Source organism: Govania unica (genome assembly GCF_027920805.1).
Lineage (GTDB): Bacteria > Pseudomonadota > Alphaproteobacteria > Sphingomonadales > Govanellaceae > Govanella > Govanella unica.
The window spans coordinates 600,593-615,003 of the sequence record NZ_JANWOI010000001.1 but is presented as its reverse complement, the minus strand read 5'-3'; the positions used below and the strand labels follow the sequence as shown (position 1 = coordinate 615,003).

At 58.4% G+C, this 14,411-nt stretch carries 13 protein-coding genes and 1 tRNA gene; 4 read left to right on the top strand and 10 right to left on the bottom strand.

Annotated features, from left to right (window positions below):
* Positions 1-16 precede the first annotated feature (16 nt).
* Positions 17-817, top strand: a complete 801-nt coding sequence (locus NYP16_RS02755) for a crotonase/enoyl-CoA hydratase family protein (protein ID WP_274942582.1) — start codon at positions 17-19, stop codon at positions 815-817.
* Between the two features lie 622 nt (positions 818-1,439).
* Here NYP16_RS02755 and NYP16_RS02750 read toward each other — a convergent pair.
* Positions 1,440-2,402 (bottom strand): alpha/beta hydrolase fold domain-containing protein, encoded by a 963-nt coding sequence (locus NYP16_RS02750; RefSeq protein WP_274942581.1) that lies wholly within the window; start codon positions 2,400-2,402, stop codon positions 1,440-1,442.
* A gap of 108 nt (positions 2,403-2,510) precedes the next feature.
* Between NYP16_RS02750 and NYP16_RS02745 the strand changes: the two genes are divergently transcribed.
* On the top strand, positions 2,511-3,689 hold the full coding sequence (locus tag NYP16_RS02745) for a BaiN/RdsA family NAD(P)/FAD-dependent oxidoreductase (RefSeq protein ID WP_274942580.1): 1,179 nt from the start codon (positions 2,511-2,513) through the stop codon (positions 3,687-3,689).
* Between the two features lie 125 nt (positions 3,690-3,814).
* Here NYP16_RS02745 and NYP16_RS02740 read toward each other — a convergent pair whose 3' ends face one another.
* From NYP16_RS02740 to cpdR, 8 genes are all read right to left on the bottom strand, one after another.
* A complete protein-coding gene (locus NYP16_RS02740) occupies positions 3,815-5,029 on the bottom strand; it encodes a cytochrome P450 (RefSeq protein WP_274942579.1) in 1,215 nt (404 codons plus the stop codon).
* Between the two features lie 5 nt (positions 5,030-5,034).
* Positions 5,035-7,368 carry a Tex family protein gene (locus tag NYP16_RS02735; protein ID WP_274942578.1) on the bottom strand — a complete coding sequence of 778 codons (2,334 nt, stop codon included), beginning with the start codon at positions 7,366-7,368 and terminating at the stop codon, positions 5,035-5,037.
* Between the two features lie 82 nt (positions 7,369-7,450).
* On the bottom strand, positions 7,451-8,362 hold the full coding sequence (locus NYP16_RS02730) for a DMT family transporter (protein WP_274942577.1): 912 nt from the start codon (positions 8,360-8,362) through the stop codon (positions 7,451-7,453).
* Positions 8,363-8,524: 162 nt separating this feature from the next.
* Positions 8,525-9,208, bottom strand: coding sequence for a spermidine synthase (locus NYP16_RS02725; RefSeq protein ID WP_274942576.1), 684 nt, complete (start codon positions 9,206-9,208; stop codon positions 8,525-8,527).
* Positions 9,209-9,237: 29 nt separating this feature from the next.
* Positions 9,238-9,579, bottom strand: coding sequence for a DUF6481 family protein (locus NYP16_RS02720; protein WP_274942575.1), 342 nt, complete (start codon positions 9,577-9,579; stop codon positions 9,238-9,240).
* A 162-nt stretch (positions 9,580-9,741) separates the two neighbouring features.
* The gene (locus NYP16_RS02715; RefSeq protein WP_274942574.1) at positions 9,742-9,948 is read right to left on the bottom strand and encodes a cold-shock protein; all 207 of its coding nucleotides are present in this window, start codon (positions 9,946-9,948) and stop codon (positions 9,742-9,744) included.
* Between the two features lie 327 nt (positions 9,949-10,275).
* Positions 10,276-10,350: transfer RNA gene (locus NYP16_RS02710), tRNA-Val, on the bottom strand.
* 122 nt (positions 10,351-10,472) lie between these two features.
* Positions 10,473-10,856: a cell cycle two-component system response regulator CpdR gene (cpdR, locus tag NYP16_RS02705; protein ID WP_274942573.1), complete on the bottom strand. Its 384-nt coding sequence runs from the start codon at positions 10,854-10,856 to the stop codon at positions 10,473-10,475.
* 228 nt (positions 10,857-11,084) lie between these two features.
* Here cpdR and NYP16_RS02700 point away from each other — a divergent pair, with 228 nt between their 5' ends.
* Positions 11,085-11,981: an N-formylglutamate amidohydrolase gene (locus tag NYP16_RS02700; RefSeq protein WP_279347102.1), complete on the top strand. Its 897-nt coding sequence runs from the start codon at positions 11,085-11,087 to the stop codon at positions 11,979-11,981.
* A gap of 475 nt (positions 11,982-12,456) precedes the next feature.
* On the top strand, positions 12,457-13,290 hold the full coding sequence (locus NYP16_RS02695; RefSeq protein ID WP_274942571.1) for a hypothetical protein: 834 nt from the start codon (positions 12,457-12,459) through the stop codon (positions 13,288-13,290).
* On the opposite strand, the gene NYP16_RS02690 is transcribed toward NYP16_RS02695, so the two are convergent.
* Positions 13,275-14,273 (bottom strand): NADPH:quinone oxidoreductase family protein, encoded by a 999-nt coding sequence (locus NYP16_RS02690; protein WP_274942570.1) that lies wholly within the window; start codon positions 14,271-14,273, stop codon positions 13,275-13,277. The genes NYP16_RS02695 and NYP16_RS02690 overlap by 16 nt on opposite strands.
* Positions 14,274-14,411: the final 138 nt, after the last annotated feature.

The window sequence follows — 14,411 nt, the reverse complement described above, 5'->3', positions numbered from 1 at the left end:
ACGTCGGAGACGCAACATGACATCCGACCGGATTTCCATCGACATCACGGACCATGTGGCCGATGTGCGGCTCACCCGGGCTGACAAACTGAACGCCATCGATATGGCCATGTTCGAGGCCTTGATTGCGGCCGGCGATGAGCTTGCGGCGCAGACGTCCTTGCGCGCGGTTGTGCTCTTTGGCGAAGGCCGGGCATTTTGCGCCGGGCTTGATATGGAGGTCATCTCCGCCCTGCTCAGTCCAGATGATGGCACAGAGGTTGCGGCCGCCCTGCTCGCGCCCTATCGTGGCGCCGCCAACCGTGTGCAGCAAGCCGTCCTCACATGGCGCGACCTGCCGGTGCCGGTCATTGCCGCCGTCCATGGCGCAGTCTATGGCGGCGGTTTTCAGCTGATGCTTGGCGCAGATCTGCGCTATGCCGCGCCCGAGACCAAATTCAGCGTCATGGAAATCAAATGGGGTCTCGTGCCGGATATGGCCGGACTGCCTTTGATGAGCGAACTGGCCCGGCTTGATATCATACGCGAGCTCACCTACAGCGGCCGCATATTCGACGCCGCAGAAGCCGCAGAGATGGGATTTGTCACCCGCGTCACAGCCGACCCCCGGGACGCCGCCCATAAAACAGCCCAACTTATCTCAAGCCGCAATCCCGACGCCATTCGTGCGGCGAAACGGCTTATGTCCAGCGCACTCCCTGATCTCGAAACCCGACTGCCTAGGGAGGCACGGGAACAAGGCGCTCTCATCGGTTCCGCCAATCAGCTGGAAGCCGTGCAAGCCAATCTGGAAAAGCGCCCACCGCGTTTTCGCTAAGCTCTGCCGTTCCGCATGGCCATCATTCGAGACGCAACCCCTGTGGAAAATCGGACTGCATTTTCCGTGAACGACAAAACCAAAAATATCTCTTTAAGATTGCGCATAATTGTATATATTGTCTAAATACGCATTTGAAATGCATCAAATAAGATTTACCGATTACGATCAGCAGACGACTGAAACGATCTGCCAATAAAAAAGCCCCGGCGAAACATTGCCGGGGCCCAACCGATCGGGTTATAAACCACTCTGATACGCAACAGTTACTAATCGATCCATTACCACCCTCGCAAGAACATCCGCGAACAACGCAACTGGGTAAGCGATCTAAACAGTATCTTTCGACTAAGCATCAAATGCTTGCAGATACGCAGCAAGTAAAACAAGCAAAATACTGGCGACGCAAGTTTCACCAGCGTTTGCATTGCATCTATTCGACACATAACCTCAAAGATTTTCGGAAATGCCCCCCCGGACCCTTTCCTTTAGTATCTTTAGACGGCCACAGAATGACCACAATCCAAGTTTGTCGCAAGAGAAAAAACAGATTTTCCTGCTATTTTTCAATAATGCTTCACCTCTGTGCAAGAATAGAAAATGAGTTCAGAAAATAGTCTTGTCAGATCAAGGCGGTCCGCAAGGCCTCCGCCGCATCCCTGAGCGCTTGTCTGGCAAGAGATATACGCCTCGACATCAATGTGAAGATGTGAATTACCCCCGGATAGAGACGAAAATCCACTGCAACAGCTGCCGACACTAATCGCGAGGCCAGTTCAATGCTGTCATCCCGCAAGGGATCAAGGCCCGCTGCATTGAGGAAAACAGGCGGTAAGTTCTTGAGATCGGCCAAAAGTGGCGACACTAGGGGACCATCTCGCTGGTCCGGCGAATCGAGATAGCACGCGTAATAATTGCTTATGGCACGCCGGTCGAGACCATAGTCTCCCCCGCCAAAAAGCATAAAGCTTTCACTGTCGCGCGCACCATACCCACCTTGAAACAGCATGAGAAATTTCACCAGGTCCGATCCCTCATCGCGCAAACATAACGCCGTCGCAAGGGCAAGATTGGCGCCCGCCGAAAGTCCGCCCACCGCCAGACGCGTGCGATCGATGCCAAGCTGTGCGCCTTCCGCGGCGATCCATTTCATCGCCGCCACGCAATCCTCAAGCGGATGCGGAAATTTATATTCAGGGGCCAATCGATAAGCGACCGAAACAATCGTCACGCCGCTCCCCAATGCCAGTTCACGCAATTGGCGATCTTCACTATCAAGATCACCAACCGTCCAGCCGCCGCCATGAAAATACACCAGGGCTGGCCTGAGCTCCACCGCCCCGAGCGGCTCATAAAGACGATAAGCAAGATCACCGCCGGGCCCTTGCAACAGCCCGTTTTCCACACGCGGCAAATCAGGGCCTTCCTTGTTCCAGAACATCATATCTTCGGTGAAACGGCGGCGTTGTGCCTCCGGGGCAAGCTCGCTTGCATGCGGGCGTGACGAAGATGCAATGGCCATCGCCGACAGGATCCTCGCCATCTCGGGGTCGGCATCCGCTTGAAAAACAGTCGTCTCCGTCATCATCGTTGTTCCTTGCATTTTTGTACTGATATAGGGTTGCCGCAAAGACGGCTGCTGTAAACAGAAATACGGATGCAGTTTTTTTTCCTTAAGCTATGATGCGCCGCCATGACAGATACTCCTAAAGCCTATGACGCCATCATCCTTGGAGCCGGAGCCGCCGGGCTGATGTGTGCGCTCACTGCGGGCGCACGCGGGCGCCGCGTGTTGCTGCTGGATCATGCGCCCGAAGCCGGAAAAAAAATTCTGATCTCCGGCGGCGGACGCTGCAATTTCACCAATCTTGAAAGTCGCGCCGATCGGTTTCTGTCGGGCAATCCGCATTTCGCAAAATCGGCGCTCAAGCGCTACAGCCAGCATGATTTCATCGCACTCGTGGACAAGCATCGCATTGCGTATCACGAAAAAAAGCTTGGGCAATTGTTCTGCGACGGTTCCGCCCGCGCCATTGTCGCCATGCTGCTGGCGGAATGCGCGGCGGGCGATGTGGATCTCAGGCTTGGGCATAAAATCACCAGCGTTAGCAAGTCCGATCAATTTTATATCGATACGAACCATGGCAAATTCCGCGCGCCCTCTCTGGTGCTCGCCACCGGAGGGCCCTCCATTCCGAAAATGGGCGCGAGTGGGTTTGCCTATGACATCGCGCGGCAATTCGGCTTGCCCGTTATCGCGCCACGGCCCGCGCTTGTGCCGCTGACTTTTGCGGCCGAGGATCTGGCCTTCATGACACCTCTGAGCGGCGTCTCCATCGACAGCATCGCCCGCGCGGACGGCGCTATGTTCCGGGAAAATATTCTTTTTACCCATCGTGGACTTTCGGGCCCGGCGATCTTGCAGATATCGTCCTATTGGCAGCCCGGCGAAACCATTCATCTCGACCTGCTGCCAGACCTTGATGCCGCTGATTATCTCCTCGACCGCAAGCACACGCGGGCCAAGGCCGAACTTAAAACCGTGCTTGGGGAAGTTCTGCCGCAGCGCTTTGCTCAAAGCTTTGCCAATGCACCTGCCGTTATCGGTCAGATGCAGGACAAAGCCCTCCGCGTCATCGCCGAGCGCCTGAAACGCTGGGCCATCACGCCGGCGGGTACCGAAGGCTACGCCAAGGCTGAGGTCACCATAGGCGGCATCGATACGACGGCGCTGTCTTCCAAAACCATGGCGGCACGGGACGTCCCCGGGCTTTATGCCATCGGCGAGGCGGTCGATGTCACCGGCTGGCTCGGCGGTTATAATTTCCAATGGGCCTGGTCATCAGGCTACGCCGCTGGGGAAGCGATCTAAACTCGCCGCGAGAGTGTAGGCGCCACAGTCTGGATTGCGTCGTCGGCTGCGCCTCCTCGCAATGACGGCGTCACAATTTGTCATTGCGAGTCCCGAAGGGGCGAACCAATCCAGACCTCCACGCTTTATGTCTTGGCCGGAATTTTTTTGAAGCCGCGAAAGCGCGCCCGGCGATCGCGCTCTGGCGTGCCGTCTAATGTGAGGTCCGGCAGCGCCGCCATCAGTTTGCCGATGGCAATGCGGCCTTCAAGACGCGCAAGGTTCATACCCGCGCAGGCATGAATCGAGTGACCGAAGGCAATCTGGAAATTGGGCTTGCGCGCTATATCGAGACGGTCGGGATCGGGAAAGGCCGTGGCATCGCGATTGGCGGCGGCGATGCAGAGCGTGACCGAGGTGCCGGGGGCAAGGGTAACGTCGCCGAGGTCCACCGTCTCGGTCGTGCGCCGATTGTTCAATTGCACCGGACTTTCAAAGCGCAGGAATTCTTCGACCGCGCTATTGATCAAGGCCGGGTTCGTTGCAAGTTTCCGCCGTTCGTCGCCATGACTGAGCAACAGCCAAATTCCGTTGCCGATCAGATTGGTGGTTGTCTCATGCCCGGCATTCAACAGGAAAATACAGTTCTGCAACAACTCGCTTTCGCTCAATTGTTCGCCATCATGTTCACCGAGAATAAGTCGGCTGAGCACATCGGTATCGGGATCACCGATATTTTTCCGCCGCTCGGCCACGAGGACTTTGAGATAATCCACGAACTCAGTCACGGCGCGATTGCCGGTGGCGAACTGCTCAGCCGTGATTGTGGGCTCCAAAGCACTCAGGATTGCGGTTGACCAGGCACGCAAGGGCCCCCGCTCGGCCTTCGGGACCTCAAGCAGATTGCCGATGATTTCGACCGGGATATGGACGGCAAAATCCTCGATCAAATCAAATTGGCCGCGCCCCCGCACATCCGCCACAAGCTCATCGACCAGGATGTCGAGATCATGTTCCAGACGTTTGAGATGACGTGGCGTCAGTGCGCCCATGATGATCTTGCGCACCCGGGTGTGGAGTGGCGGATCATTGAAAACAAGGCTGGTGGTGTGATGATCGAATAAGGGACTGTCACCGAATTTCGGCGCGAATTCCTGTTTTTTATCCGAAGAAAACCGGCGATCGCGATAAACCGCGAGGCAATCGTCATAGCGCGTGAGAAAAAAGCCGCCCTCGATCGCATGAACTGGATCATGGGCCCGAAGCGCTGCATAAACCGAATAGGGATCATCGTAAAACTGCGGTGACAGATGCCGCGGATCAAAGGTTTTCGCCAATTCCAAAGCATCTGTCACCGTCATGCGCTTTACTTTCTTTTACTTTTTTCTGCCGCCTGTTTGAAGGCTTCGGCGAAGGCATTGCTGCCGCTGTCACGCGACGCCGTGGTCCGCGCCTTATCGGCGGCACGGTCGGTCCTTTGCGGGGCGCGGTCGCGGTTCATACTGTCGCGGGCTTTCGGTTCGGCGCTGTCATCAAGCCGCATGGTCAGCGAAATGCGCTTCCGTGCCGCATCGACTTCAAGCACTTTGACCTTCACGATATCGCCGGGCTTCGCCGCCTCGCGCGGGTCCTTGATGAAGGTCGCGGACATGGCCGAGATATGCACAAGCCCATCCTGATGCACGCCCACATCGACAAAAGCGCCAAAGGCGGCAACGTTGGTGACAACCCCTTCAAGCACCATGCCGGGCTGAAGATCGCTGATTTTTTCAACGCCATCCTGGAAGGTCGCAGTCTTGAAGGCCGGGCGCGGATCGCGGCCGGGTTTTTCAAGTTCCTTCAGAATATCCGTCACCGTCGGCACACCGAATGTCGCATCGGTGAAATCCTGCGGCTTCAAGGAACGCAGCAAGGGCATATTGCCGATCACCGCCTTGATATCATTTTTGGTGGCGTCGAGAATGCGGCGCACCACAGGATAAGCTTCGGGATGAACGCCCGAACTGTCGAGCGGATCATCGCCATTTGGAATGCGCATGAATCCGGCGCAAAGTTCAAACGCCTTCGGCCCAAGACGCGGCACCTCGCGGATAGCGGTGCGGGTGCGGAACGGGCCGTTTGCGTCCCGATAAGCCACAATATTCTGCGCGAGTGATTCACCCACACCCGACACCCGGGCGAGCAGCGGAACCGACGCGGTATTGACGTCGACGCCAATGCCGTTCACGCAATCTTCGACCACGGCATCAAGCGACCGTGACAGCTTCACCTCGCTCAGATCATGCTGATACTGGCCGACGCCAATGGATTTCGGATCGATCTTCACCAGTTCCGCCAGCGGATCCTGCAAACGGCGGGCGATAGACACCGCGCCACGAATGGTCACATCAAGATCGGGCAATTCCGCCGACGCATAAGCCGAAGCCGAATAGATCGAGGCCCCGGCTTCGGAGACGACGATTTTCGTGAGCTTCAGATCGGGGTGCTTTTTCATCAGCTCCCCGGCTAGCTTATCGGTCTCACGCGAGGCGGTGCCATTGCCGATCGACACCAGTTCGACCTTATGAAGCCGGCAGAGTGCGGCCAGCTGCATGATCGCCTCGTCCCAGCGGCGCTGCGGCTCATGGGGATAGATCACACCGGTGCCCACGACCTTGCCGGTGGCGTCGGTCACGGCCACCTTGACGCCGCTGCGGTAGCCAGGATCGAGACCAAGAGTCGGACGCGTTCCCGCCGGCGCCGCAAGCAGCAGATCACGCAGGTTGCCGGCGAACACCTTGACCCCGTCATCTTCGGCGGTTTGCCACAAGCGCATCCGCAGATCGATTTCGAGATGCACCAGAATCTTGGTGCGCCAGGTCCAGCGCACGGTATCAAGCAACCATTTATCGGCGGCGCGGCCGCGATCGCTGACGCCCACATGGGCGGCAATGGTCCGTTCAAAGCTCGAGCGCGCGGGCGGAGCCGCCGGATCAACAATCTCGGGCTCTAATTTCAGATCGAGAAATTCTTCTTTTTCACCACGGAAAATCGCAAGAATACGATGCGACGGCAGTTTCGTCAGCGGTTCGGCAAAGTCGAAATAATCGGCGAATTTCGCCCCCGCTTCGGCCTTGCCGTCCCGCAGTTTCGAGGTCATGCGGCCACCCGACCAGACGTCCTCACGCAAGCGGCCAATCAGCGTCGCGTCTTCGGCAAACCGTTCGACCAGAATGGAGCGCGCGCCTTCAAGTGCCGCCGTCACATCGGCCACGCCCTTGTCGCTGTCCACATAGCTTGCGGCGGCGGCCTGCGGGTCGGTGTCCGGTTGACCGAGCAACAGATCGGCCAGCGGCTCAAGCCCGGCCTCGCGCGCGATTTGCGCTTTGGTGCGGCGCTTTGGCTTATAGGGCAGATAGATATCCTCAAGCCGCGCCTTGCTGTCCGCCTCCATGATCTGGCGTTCCAGCACATCGTCGAGCTTGCCCTGTTCACGCACACTGTCGAGAATGGCCTTCCGCCGGTCCTCAAGCTCGCGCAGATAGCGCAGCCGCTCCTCAAGGGTACGCAGCTGGGCGTCATCGAGCGCGCCGGTGACTTCCTTACGGTAACGCGCGATGAAGGGCACCGTGGCCCCTTCATCGAGAAGGGCGACCGTGGCGACGATTTGCGCTTCCTGAACATTGAGTTCTTCGGCGATGCGCTGATTGATGGACTTCATGGCACTCCGGGCAGGCTTTAGGAATAAAGGGCTTCCTTCATACCACTCGGGCACCGCAGGGGTAAAGCTTCTCGGGCCGGGGTTAGGCTGGTCGCCGGCTGCGCGGCAGGATGCGCCAGCCGAGATTGACCCCAAGGCTCGCCCCGGCAATGAGCAGAAACCCAAGCCCCTGCCACAAACTGATCGGGCGGTCATAGACAAGCCAGTCGGCGAAAATAGCCACCACCGGATAAATAAAAGCCATAACGGCAATGAACGGCGTCTGAAGTTTCGGATAGGCCGAATACATCAGGATATACAAAAGCCCGGTATGAATGAGCCCAAGTCCGAGCAGCCAACCCCAGCTCGCCCCCGGCACCGCATGAAGCCCGGCGAAATCAACCAGCGACCACAGCATCAAAACACCGATGCAGGTATGAATAAAGGCCAGAACCTGCGGCGGAATTGCGCCAAGGCCCTTGGTCAGCACCGTAGTCAGGGCATAGGTGAAGGAGGCGAGGATCGCAAGCCCGACCCCGAGCAGATAGCCCGCATTGCTCTGCAACATCTGCGCGGTCACCCCGGCGGCGAGCGCAAGACCGACAAAGGCAAAAATAATCCAGACGAATTTATCCGCGCTGAAACGCTCGCCAAAAAACACCGCGCCCATGACCACGATCCAGAACGGTTGCAGATGGTAAAGCATGGTGCTGACGGCGATCGAGGTCAGATGAAACGCCTGGAACAACGCGAGCCAGTTGATGACGAGCGCCACCCCGGACAGCACCGCAAGCGCAAACAACCGCCGCGTCAGTCGCAAGCCGCGAAAATACCCCATGGCGAGGCAGAGCAGCCCAAGGAAAATGCCGCCGAAAAGACACCGGAAAAACACCACGGTATAAGCATCAAGCCGGGTCTCCAGAGCGAACACCCCGACCGTGCCGCCAATGATCATGGCCAGCACCAGCTCGATAATAGCCCGCCGCTGTGTGGTGTTCCGACTGTCCACTGTCATTCTATTCAAGGCTCACGAAAGATTACGAGCCCGCGACCATATACTCCGGGACGCCCGAATCAAATATGGTAAAAGCGCAACTCTTGATGGCCGTCCGTCACGTTTAAGTGAGGTCGGAGAAGGTGTTTGACCGGGAAAGCAGCGAAATTAAAGTCGGCAAGGTCATGACAAACCGGGTTTGACCGCAAACCAGATCACATGCCGGGCACCGTTGCGGCCTTCATTGGCGCGGACCACGACTTCATCAACTTCGAAGCCAGCCTTACGCAGACGTTCGGTAAAGACCTTGTCCGGCGCCGATGACCATACGGCCAAGACGCCGCCGGGTCTGAGGGCCGCATGGGCCAGCCTCAATCCCTTGAGATTGTATAATTGATCGTTGGACTCGCAGGTCAAGCCGTCGGGGCCGTTATCAACATCAAGCAGGATCGCATCATAGTGCGACCGCGCCTCCGAGATCAGATGAACGACATCGGCCACAAGAACGGTGACACGCGGATCTGTAAGACTGTCGCCAAAAATATGTGCCAGCGGACCGCGTGCCCAGGCCACGACCTCAGGCACCAGCTCGGCCACGGTCACCGTTGCGTCCGCGCCAAGCAGTTCGAGCGCGGCCCGCAGCGTAAATCCCATGCCAAGCCCACCGATCAGCATCCGGGGATTGGACCGCGGCAGAATTTTCTCACAGGACAGTGTCGCCAGCGCTTTTTCGGACCCGCTGACACGGCTGTTCATCAGCTCGGTGCTGCCGAGCATGATCGAAAATTCCGCGCCGCGCTGCAGGAGGCGTAGATTATCCGCGCCGCCAGGGATCTCTGCCGTGCCAATCAATATTCGAGGGAGCATATTGATACCTCGTCAAGCCGTGACGAGTGTCATTTGGCCGCTTGCCGGTTCTTCCGGCTGACATAACGCGCATCACGTGCGAGTTTTTTCTCGGCTTCACTTAAAACCGGTGCTCCGGACGTCGTTCCTGCACTTGCAGCCCGCGCGAGCTTTTGCGCCAGCTTGTCGGCCTTGGCCTGCTCTCGTGCTGCGAGCTTCGCAAGCCGCGCCTCGGCCTCGGCCTTTTCACGCACCAGACGGGCCGCACTTTGGGCCGCAAGCGTCGCCTCATCCACAGGCGGCTTGGCCCGCAGCAAAGCCACTGCTTTTAGGCGCGCCTGTTGGGCGAGCGCCGCACGCTCCTGAAAGCTCGGGTCTTTGTAGGACGTCATGTTTGGGAAAACTTTCCTGATCGAACCGCCGATAAGTGGCGGGCAGCCGGTATCACAAAAACAGACTGCCCATCCATGGAATAAGCCATGGCGGGCAGTATGTCATAGTATCGCGAAAGGCGCGGATATCCTGTTAAGGCTATCCGCGCCCAAATGCGTTGGTTAGGCCGACTGCAGGTTTACTGCAGACGTTTTCCCGCGGCGATCGGTCTCAAGCTCGTACGAAACGCGCTGATCCTTATCGAGGGTCCGCATGCCAGCCTGTTCAACAGCCGAAATGTGAACAAATGCATCATCGCCACCCTTTTCAGGAGCGATAAAGCCATAACCTTTTTCGGCGTTGAAGAATTTTACAGTTCCAGTGATCATATGGGTATCCTTTGCCCAATGTTTATGACGGGCATATACCCACAATGGGACATCCCGGCTTCGGTATGGCTAGAAAGGGACAAAGAAGACCTTAGTATCATCCGTATCCGTCGTAGACGACGTCAGCCGAAGCACTATATCCGATCTCCACAGGAAATGCAAAATATCATATCTGACCATTTTTTCCGCGTTATCGCAGCCCGCCACCTGTGCCTTTCACAGATGCAGAACAAGGACTTACCACCATCTCCCCCCGAACAAAGACAGGGGACAGGCCCCAGTCCGGGACATGAGGCGAAACTAGAAATGCGATCTATCTTGAGATGATGGTGGACGCGGCAAGGATTGAACTTGCGACCCCTACGATGTCAACGTAGTGCTCTACCACTGAGCTACGCGTCCGACAGGGTCCCGATTTTGGGTCGGGACCGATGCTGCGAATGAACCGCAGCGCGTCATGTGCGGGTTTATAACCCAAAAATCGACCGACGCAAGCCTTTTCAGGAAACCGGTTTGGGGAAATTTTACGCCGCGAACAGACGGTCCACTTCGCTCACGAGATCCCGCAGATGGAATGGCTTAGACAGCACCTTGGCACCATGCGGAGCCGGGCCGTTTTTATCGAGCGCGACCGCAGCAAAGCCCGTGATGAACATGACCCGCATGCCGGGAGCCAGCGTCGAGGCGCGGCGGGCCAATTCGATCCCGTCGATTTCCGGCATGACAATATCCGTCAGCAACAGATCGAAGTCCCCCGTGGCGATGAGCGGCATGGCCACCCTTCCGTTGTCGACAGCCACAACCTCATAGCCCGCGCGTTCAAGCGCGCGCGTCAGCAGATTGCGCATCGAATCATCGTCTTCCGCCAGTAGAATTTTAACCGTCACATCCATTGCCTCAGATTCCATTCACATCGACCGGGGTCACAGTCGAAACTTGGTCAATATGACAACAGACACCATCATCGGGATAAAATGTAAATGCCGAATGAATGATTGTTGTGATCTTGCAAATGTTCCGGTCAAGCCCTTGCTTCGCCCCGATCTTATCCGAATCTCCCGGGCAATCTCAATTCCCTCTTGTCTCCATCGCATAGGCTGGTTCCCAGGGCCGCCCCCCTTCGCTATACTCAATTTATGGAGCTTACCGTGCCGCCGCCATTTGCCATTGCACACCCGCAGCTTAGAAGCGCCGGGTTTGTCTATAACTCGCCCCATAGCGGCAGCTGGTATCCGCCGGATCTTCTGGACCTGAGCCCCCTGCCGCTCGCGACGCTGCGCAGTTCAGAAGATAGCTTCGTCGACCGGTTGTTTGCCGCCGCCCCCAAGCTTGGGGCGCCGCTGATGATGGTCAATGTGGCCCGCGCCTATGTGGATACCAACCGCGAGCCCTATGAACTTGACCCCTTCATGTTCTCGGGCGAGCTGCCGCAGAACGCCAATTTCGACTCTGATCGCGTGATGGCCGGGCTAGGCACCATCCCGCGTGTGGTGGCCGGGAACCGCCGCATCTATACGCGCCGTCTGCCGATCCAAGACGCCTTGCAGCGCATCCGCACGATCTATATCCCAATCCAGAAAGCCCTGAGTGGGCTGATCGAGGACACCCGCAAGCGCTTTGGCCATGCGGTGCTGATCGACTGTCATTCCATGCCCTCAGGCGCCACCTTCCTGCGGCTGCCGCTTAGGGCGAGCGCGGATATCATCCTTGGCGACCGTCACGGCACCAGTTGCGCTCCGGCCCTGATCGATGCCGCCGAAGATTGTTTGCGAGGGCTCGGCTATCGCGTCACGCGCAACTTGCCCTATTCCGGCGGCTTTAATACCCAGCATTACGGGCAACCCCTGCTTGGCCTGCACGCCCTGCAGATTGAAATCAACCGCGCTCTCTATATGGATGAGAAAAGATACGAACCTACGGCAGGGCTGGCCCCGCTGTCGCGCGACCTGCAGCTGATGATGGCCGCACTGCATGCGCTACCAGCCCCGTTGTTCCGGGCCCCGTCCATCCCCTACCAAGAATCCGCCGAATAACGCCGAACTACAGAGGGCATAAAAAAAGGCCACACAAGCTTTCGCTCAGTGGCCCAAGTTTAGGGAGGAAACGCCCACGGAGGGCATAGCATCGTGCTCGACAGAATGAAGAGCCCAACGCTGTTACTATATTTATGCCTGGTTCCGACAAAATCAAGACTCTGTTTTTCTTTATTTTTCAATGACTTAATGGTTGCCTCGCCGCAACACTGTTGCCCTCGCGCAACAGGCTGACTTTCCCTTGTTTTCTAGATAGTTAGATAGATATCCCACGGATCGCCGCACAGGTTTAAAGGCTATTGGCCAGACTCATTGCCGCGACCTGCAGGCAGCTCATTCCCTATTAAAACGGCGTTTATGCCCGGTTTTTCAAACGACTCGCAAAAGCGCCAGAGCCTCCACAGCAGTCTTGCAGTTGCACGAGGCCGGTCCGCCATGGCAAAAAGGGATAAACCAGGGGAAGGACGAACCGTATATGGCTGCAGGGACCGCGATTTTCTCGTTTGGCGATCCGCTTACAGGGGCCGTCCTGCTGCCATTTGCTGTGAGCGCCCTGACGGTCGCCCTGGTTCGTCTCCTGCTCGGCGACGGACGCGGGTCGACCTTGGCCAATCTTGGTCTCGGGGTCGGGGTCATGGCGGCCTGGCTGCTGCTGTTCGGCTTTCCGGGATGGCCGGCCTTCGCCATGGGGGACAAGGCTCTTTTCCTGATGTTCTTCGGACTTTTGATCGGAGCGGCTGCGGATCGCCTGCCTGCCCTTGATCCGGTCATCCTGCTGCTGTTGACCGCCTGGCCGGTGATTCTGGTGCTGTGGCTGTTGGAGCCAACTATTTCCGGGGGCCTGAGTGGCACGCCACTGATACGCTTTGGCCTACTGCTGATCGGTGCCGCCACTTTGTTCGTGCGCCTTCGGGAAGAACAGGACAACGGCCAGAGCGCCACCGTTCACATTATATGGTTCGGCGTGGCGCTTGGGGTGATTGCCTATGTCACCCGGCACCATCCCCTGGAGCAGGCCGGGGCAGCCATCGCCGCCGCTGCTTTTGGCTATCTGGTGTGGAATCTGCCGGTCACGCGCTATCCCTTCGGCTTTGCCGCCCTGCTGTCCGGCGGCAGCGCGGTTGCGGCCCTGGCCGCGATTCTGATCGCGCAAGGGGTGACGGCCCCGCTCTGGCCGCTCCTTTTACTGTTGTTCGCGGGTGAGATCGGGGCAAAGCTGTTCCGGCAAAAACGCGGTGCGCTTGCGGTCGCCCTTGGTGGAACGGTGCCGACGGCGCTGGCGGTGGCGATCGCTTATCTTACGCGCTGACTGGGCGCGCTGACCGTGAGCACCAGTTTGCCAAGCGCCTTGCGATCCGCCATGGCCGACAAAGCCGCCCCCGCCTCGGCAAGCGGCCAGGTCGTTGCGGTCCCGAACTGAAGCCGCCCGTCCCGCCACCAGCCAATCACGTCCGTTAAGGACTGCTGCAAAGCGGCCATATGGCGGGGTTTGTAGCCGCCCCAATAAAGCCCGATCACTTCAGCGTTTTTCACCAGCAGATGATTGGCCGGGATCTGCGGCAGCTCCCCGCTTGCAAAGCCGATGAGGACGATCCGCCCCTCGAACGCGAGCGCACGGAGCGAATCCTTGAAAACACTGCCGCCCACCGGATCATAGATGACATCGGCCCCACGCCCGCCGGTCAGTTCCAGAATGCGGCCGCGCAGATCCTCGGTCCGGCTGTTGATGACATGATCGGCCCCGCGCGCCCGGGCGAGATCAAGTTTCTCCGCCGACCCGGCCGTGGCAATCACCGTCGCCCCAAGCGCCTTGCCGACCTCGACCGCCGCCGACCCGGCCCCGCCGCCCGCGCCATGAACCACCAATGTCTCCCCGGCCTGAAGCCGTGCGCGCCGCAGCAAACCCAGATGCGCCGTGCCATATGTCACGCTGAAACCGGCCGCAGTGACAAAATCCATGTCCTTGGGCAGGGCCATGAAACGGCCCTCATCATCCACCAGCTCCTCGGCATAGCCGCCCGCCGAAGACAGGGCGAGCACAGGATCGCCGGGCCGGAAGCCGCGCACCTCGGCCCCGACCTCTGTCACCACCCCTGCGGCCTCAAGCCCGGGGGTAAAAGGCAACCGGGGCTGCACCTGATAACGCCCTGAGATCATGATAAGATCAGCGAAGTTGACTCCACAGGCCCGGACTGCGATTCGGACATCGCGGGGGCCAAGCGCCCGAATCGGAGCCTCAGCGAAAACCAGCCCGGCGGGACCACAGAACGCCGTGCACAGGATCGCTTTCATGCTGCTCTCCACCCTCGTTTCCAATCGGGCTGCACTCTAGTCAGACCGGGGCGCATGGGCAACAAAACCGGAGTCCATCGGGCGTCTTCTCTTCGCAGCTGCGGAATTTTATTTACTCGGGCGCCGTCTTGAGTATAC

Excerpts from the sequence above, each read along its gene's own strand:
- NYP16_RS02750 (WP_274942581.1), bottom strand. The coding sequence starts at position 2,402 with ATGACGGAGACGACTGTTTTTCAAGCGGATGCCGACCCCGAGATGGCG.
- NYP16_RS02735 (WP_274942578.1), bottom strand. The coding sequence starts at position 7,368 with ATGAAGTCCATCAATCAGCGCATCGCCGAAGAACTCAATGTTCAGGAA.
- NYP16_RS02690 (WP_274942570.1), bottom strand. The coding sequence starts at position 14,273 with ATGAAAGCGATCCTGTGCACGGCGTTCTGTGGTCCCGCCGGGCTGGTT.
- NYP16_RS02725 (WP_274942576.1), bottom strand. The coding sequence starts at position 9,208 with ATGCTCCCTCGAATATTGATTGGCACGGCAGAGATCCCTGGCGGCGCG.
- NYP16_RS02755 (WP_274942582.1), top strand. The coding sequence starts at position 17 with ATGACATCCGACCGGATTTCCATCGACATCACGGACCATGTGGCCGAT.
- NYP16_RS02695 (WP_274942571.1), top strand. The coding sequence starts at position 12,457 with ATGGCTGCAGGGACCGCGATTTTCTCGTTTGGCGATCCGCTTACAGGG.
- NYP16_RS02715 (WP_274942574.1), bottom strand. The coding sequence starts at position 9,948 with ATGATCACTGGAACTGTAAAATTCTTCAACGCCGAAAAAGGTTATGGC.
- NYP16_RS02745 (WP_274942580.1), top strand. The coding sequence starts at position 2,511 with ATGACAGATACTCCTAAAGCCTATGACGCCATCATCCTTGGAGCCGGA.
- cpdR (WP_274942573.1), bottom strand. The coding sequence starts at position 10,856 with ATGGAATCTGAGGCAATGGATGTGACGGTTAAAATTCTACTGGCGGAA.
- NYP16_RS02740 (WP_274942579.1), bottom strand. The coding sequence starts at position 5,029 with ATGACGGTGACAGATGCTTTGGAATTGGCGAAAACCTTTGATCCGCGG.
- NYP16_RS02730 (WP_274942577.1), bottom strand. The coding sequence starts at position 8,362 with ATGACAGTGGACAGTCGGAACACCACACAGCGGCGGGCTATTATCGAG.
- NYP16_RS02700 (WP_279347102.1), top strand. The coding sequence starts at position 11,085 with ATGGAGCTTACCGTGCCGCCGCCATTTGCCATTGCACACCCGCAGCTT.
- NYP16_RS02720 (WP_274942575.1), bottom strand. The coding sequence starts at position 9,579 with ATGACGTCCTACAAAGACCCGAGCTTTCAGGAGCGTGCGGCGCTCGCC.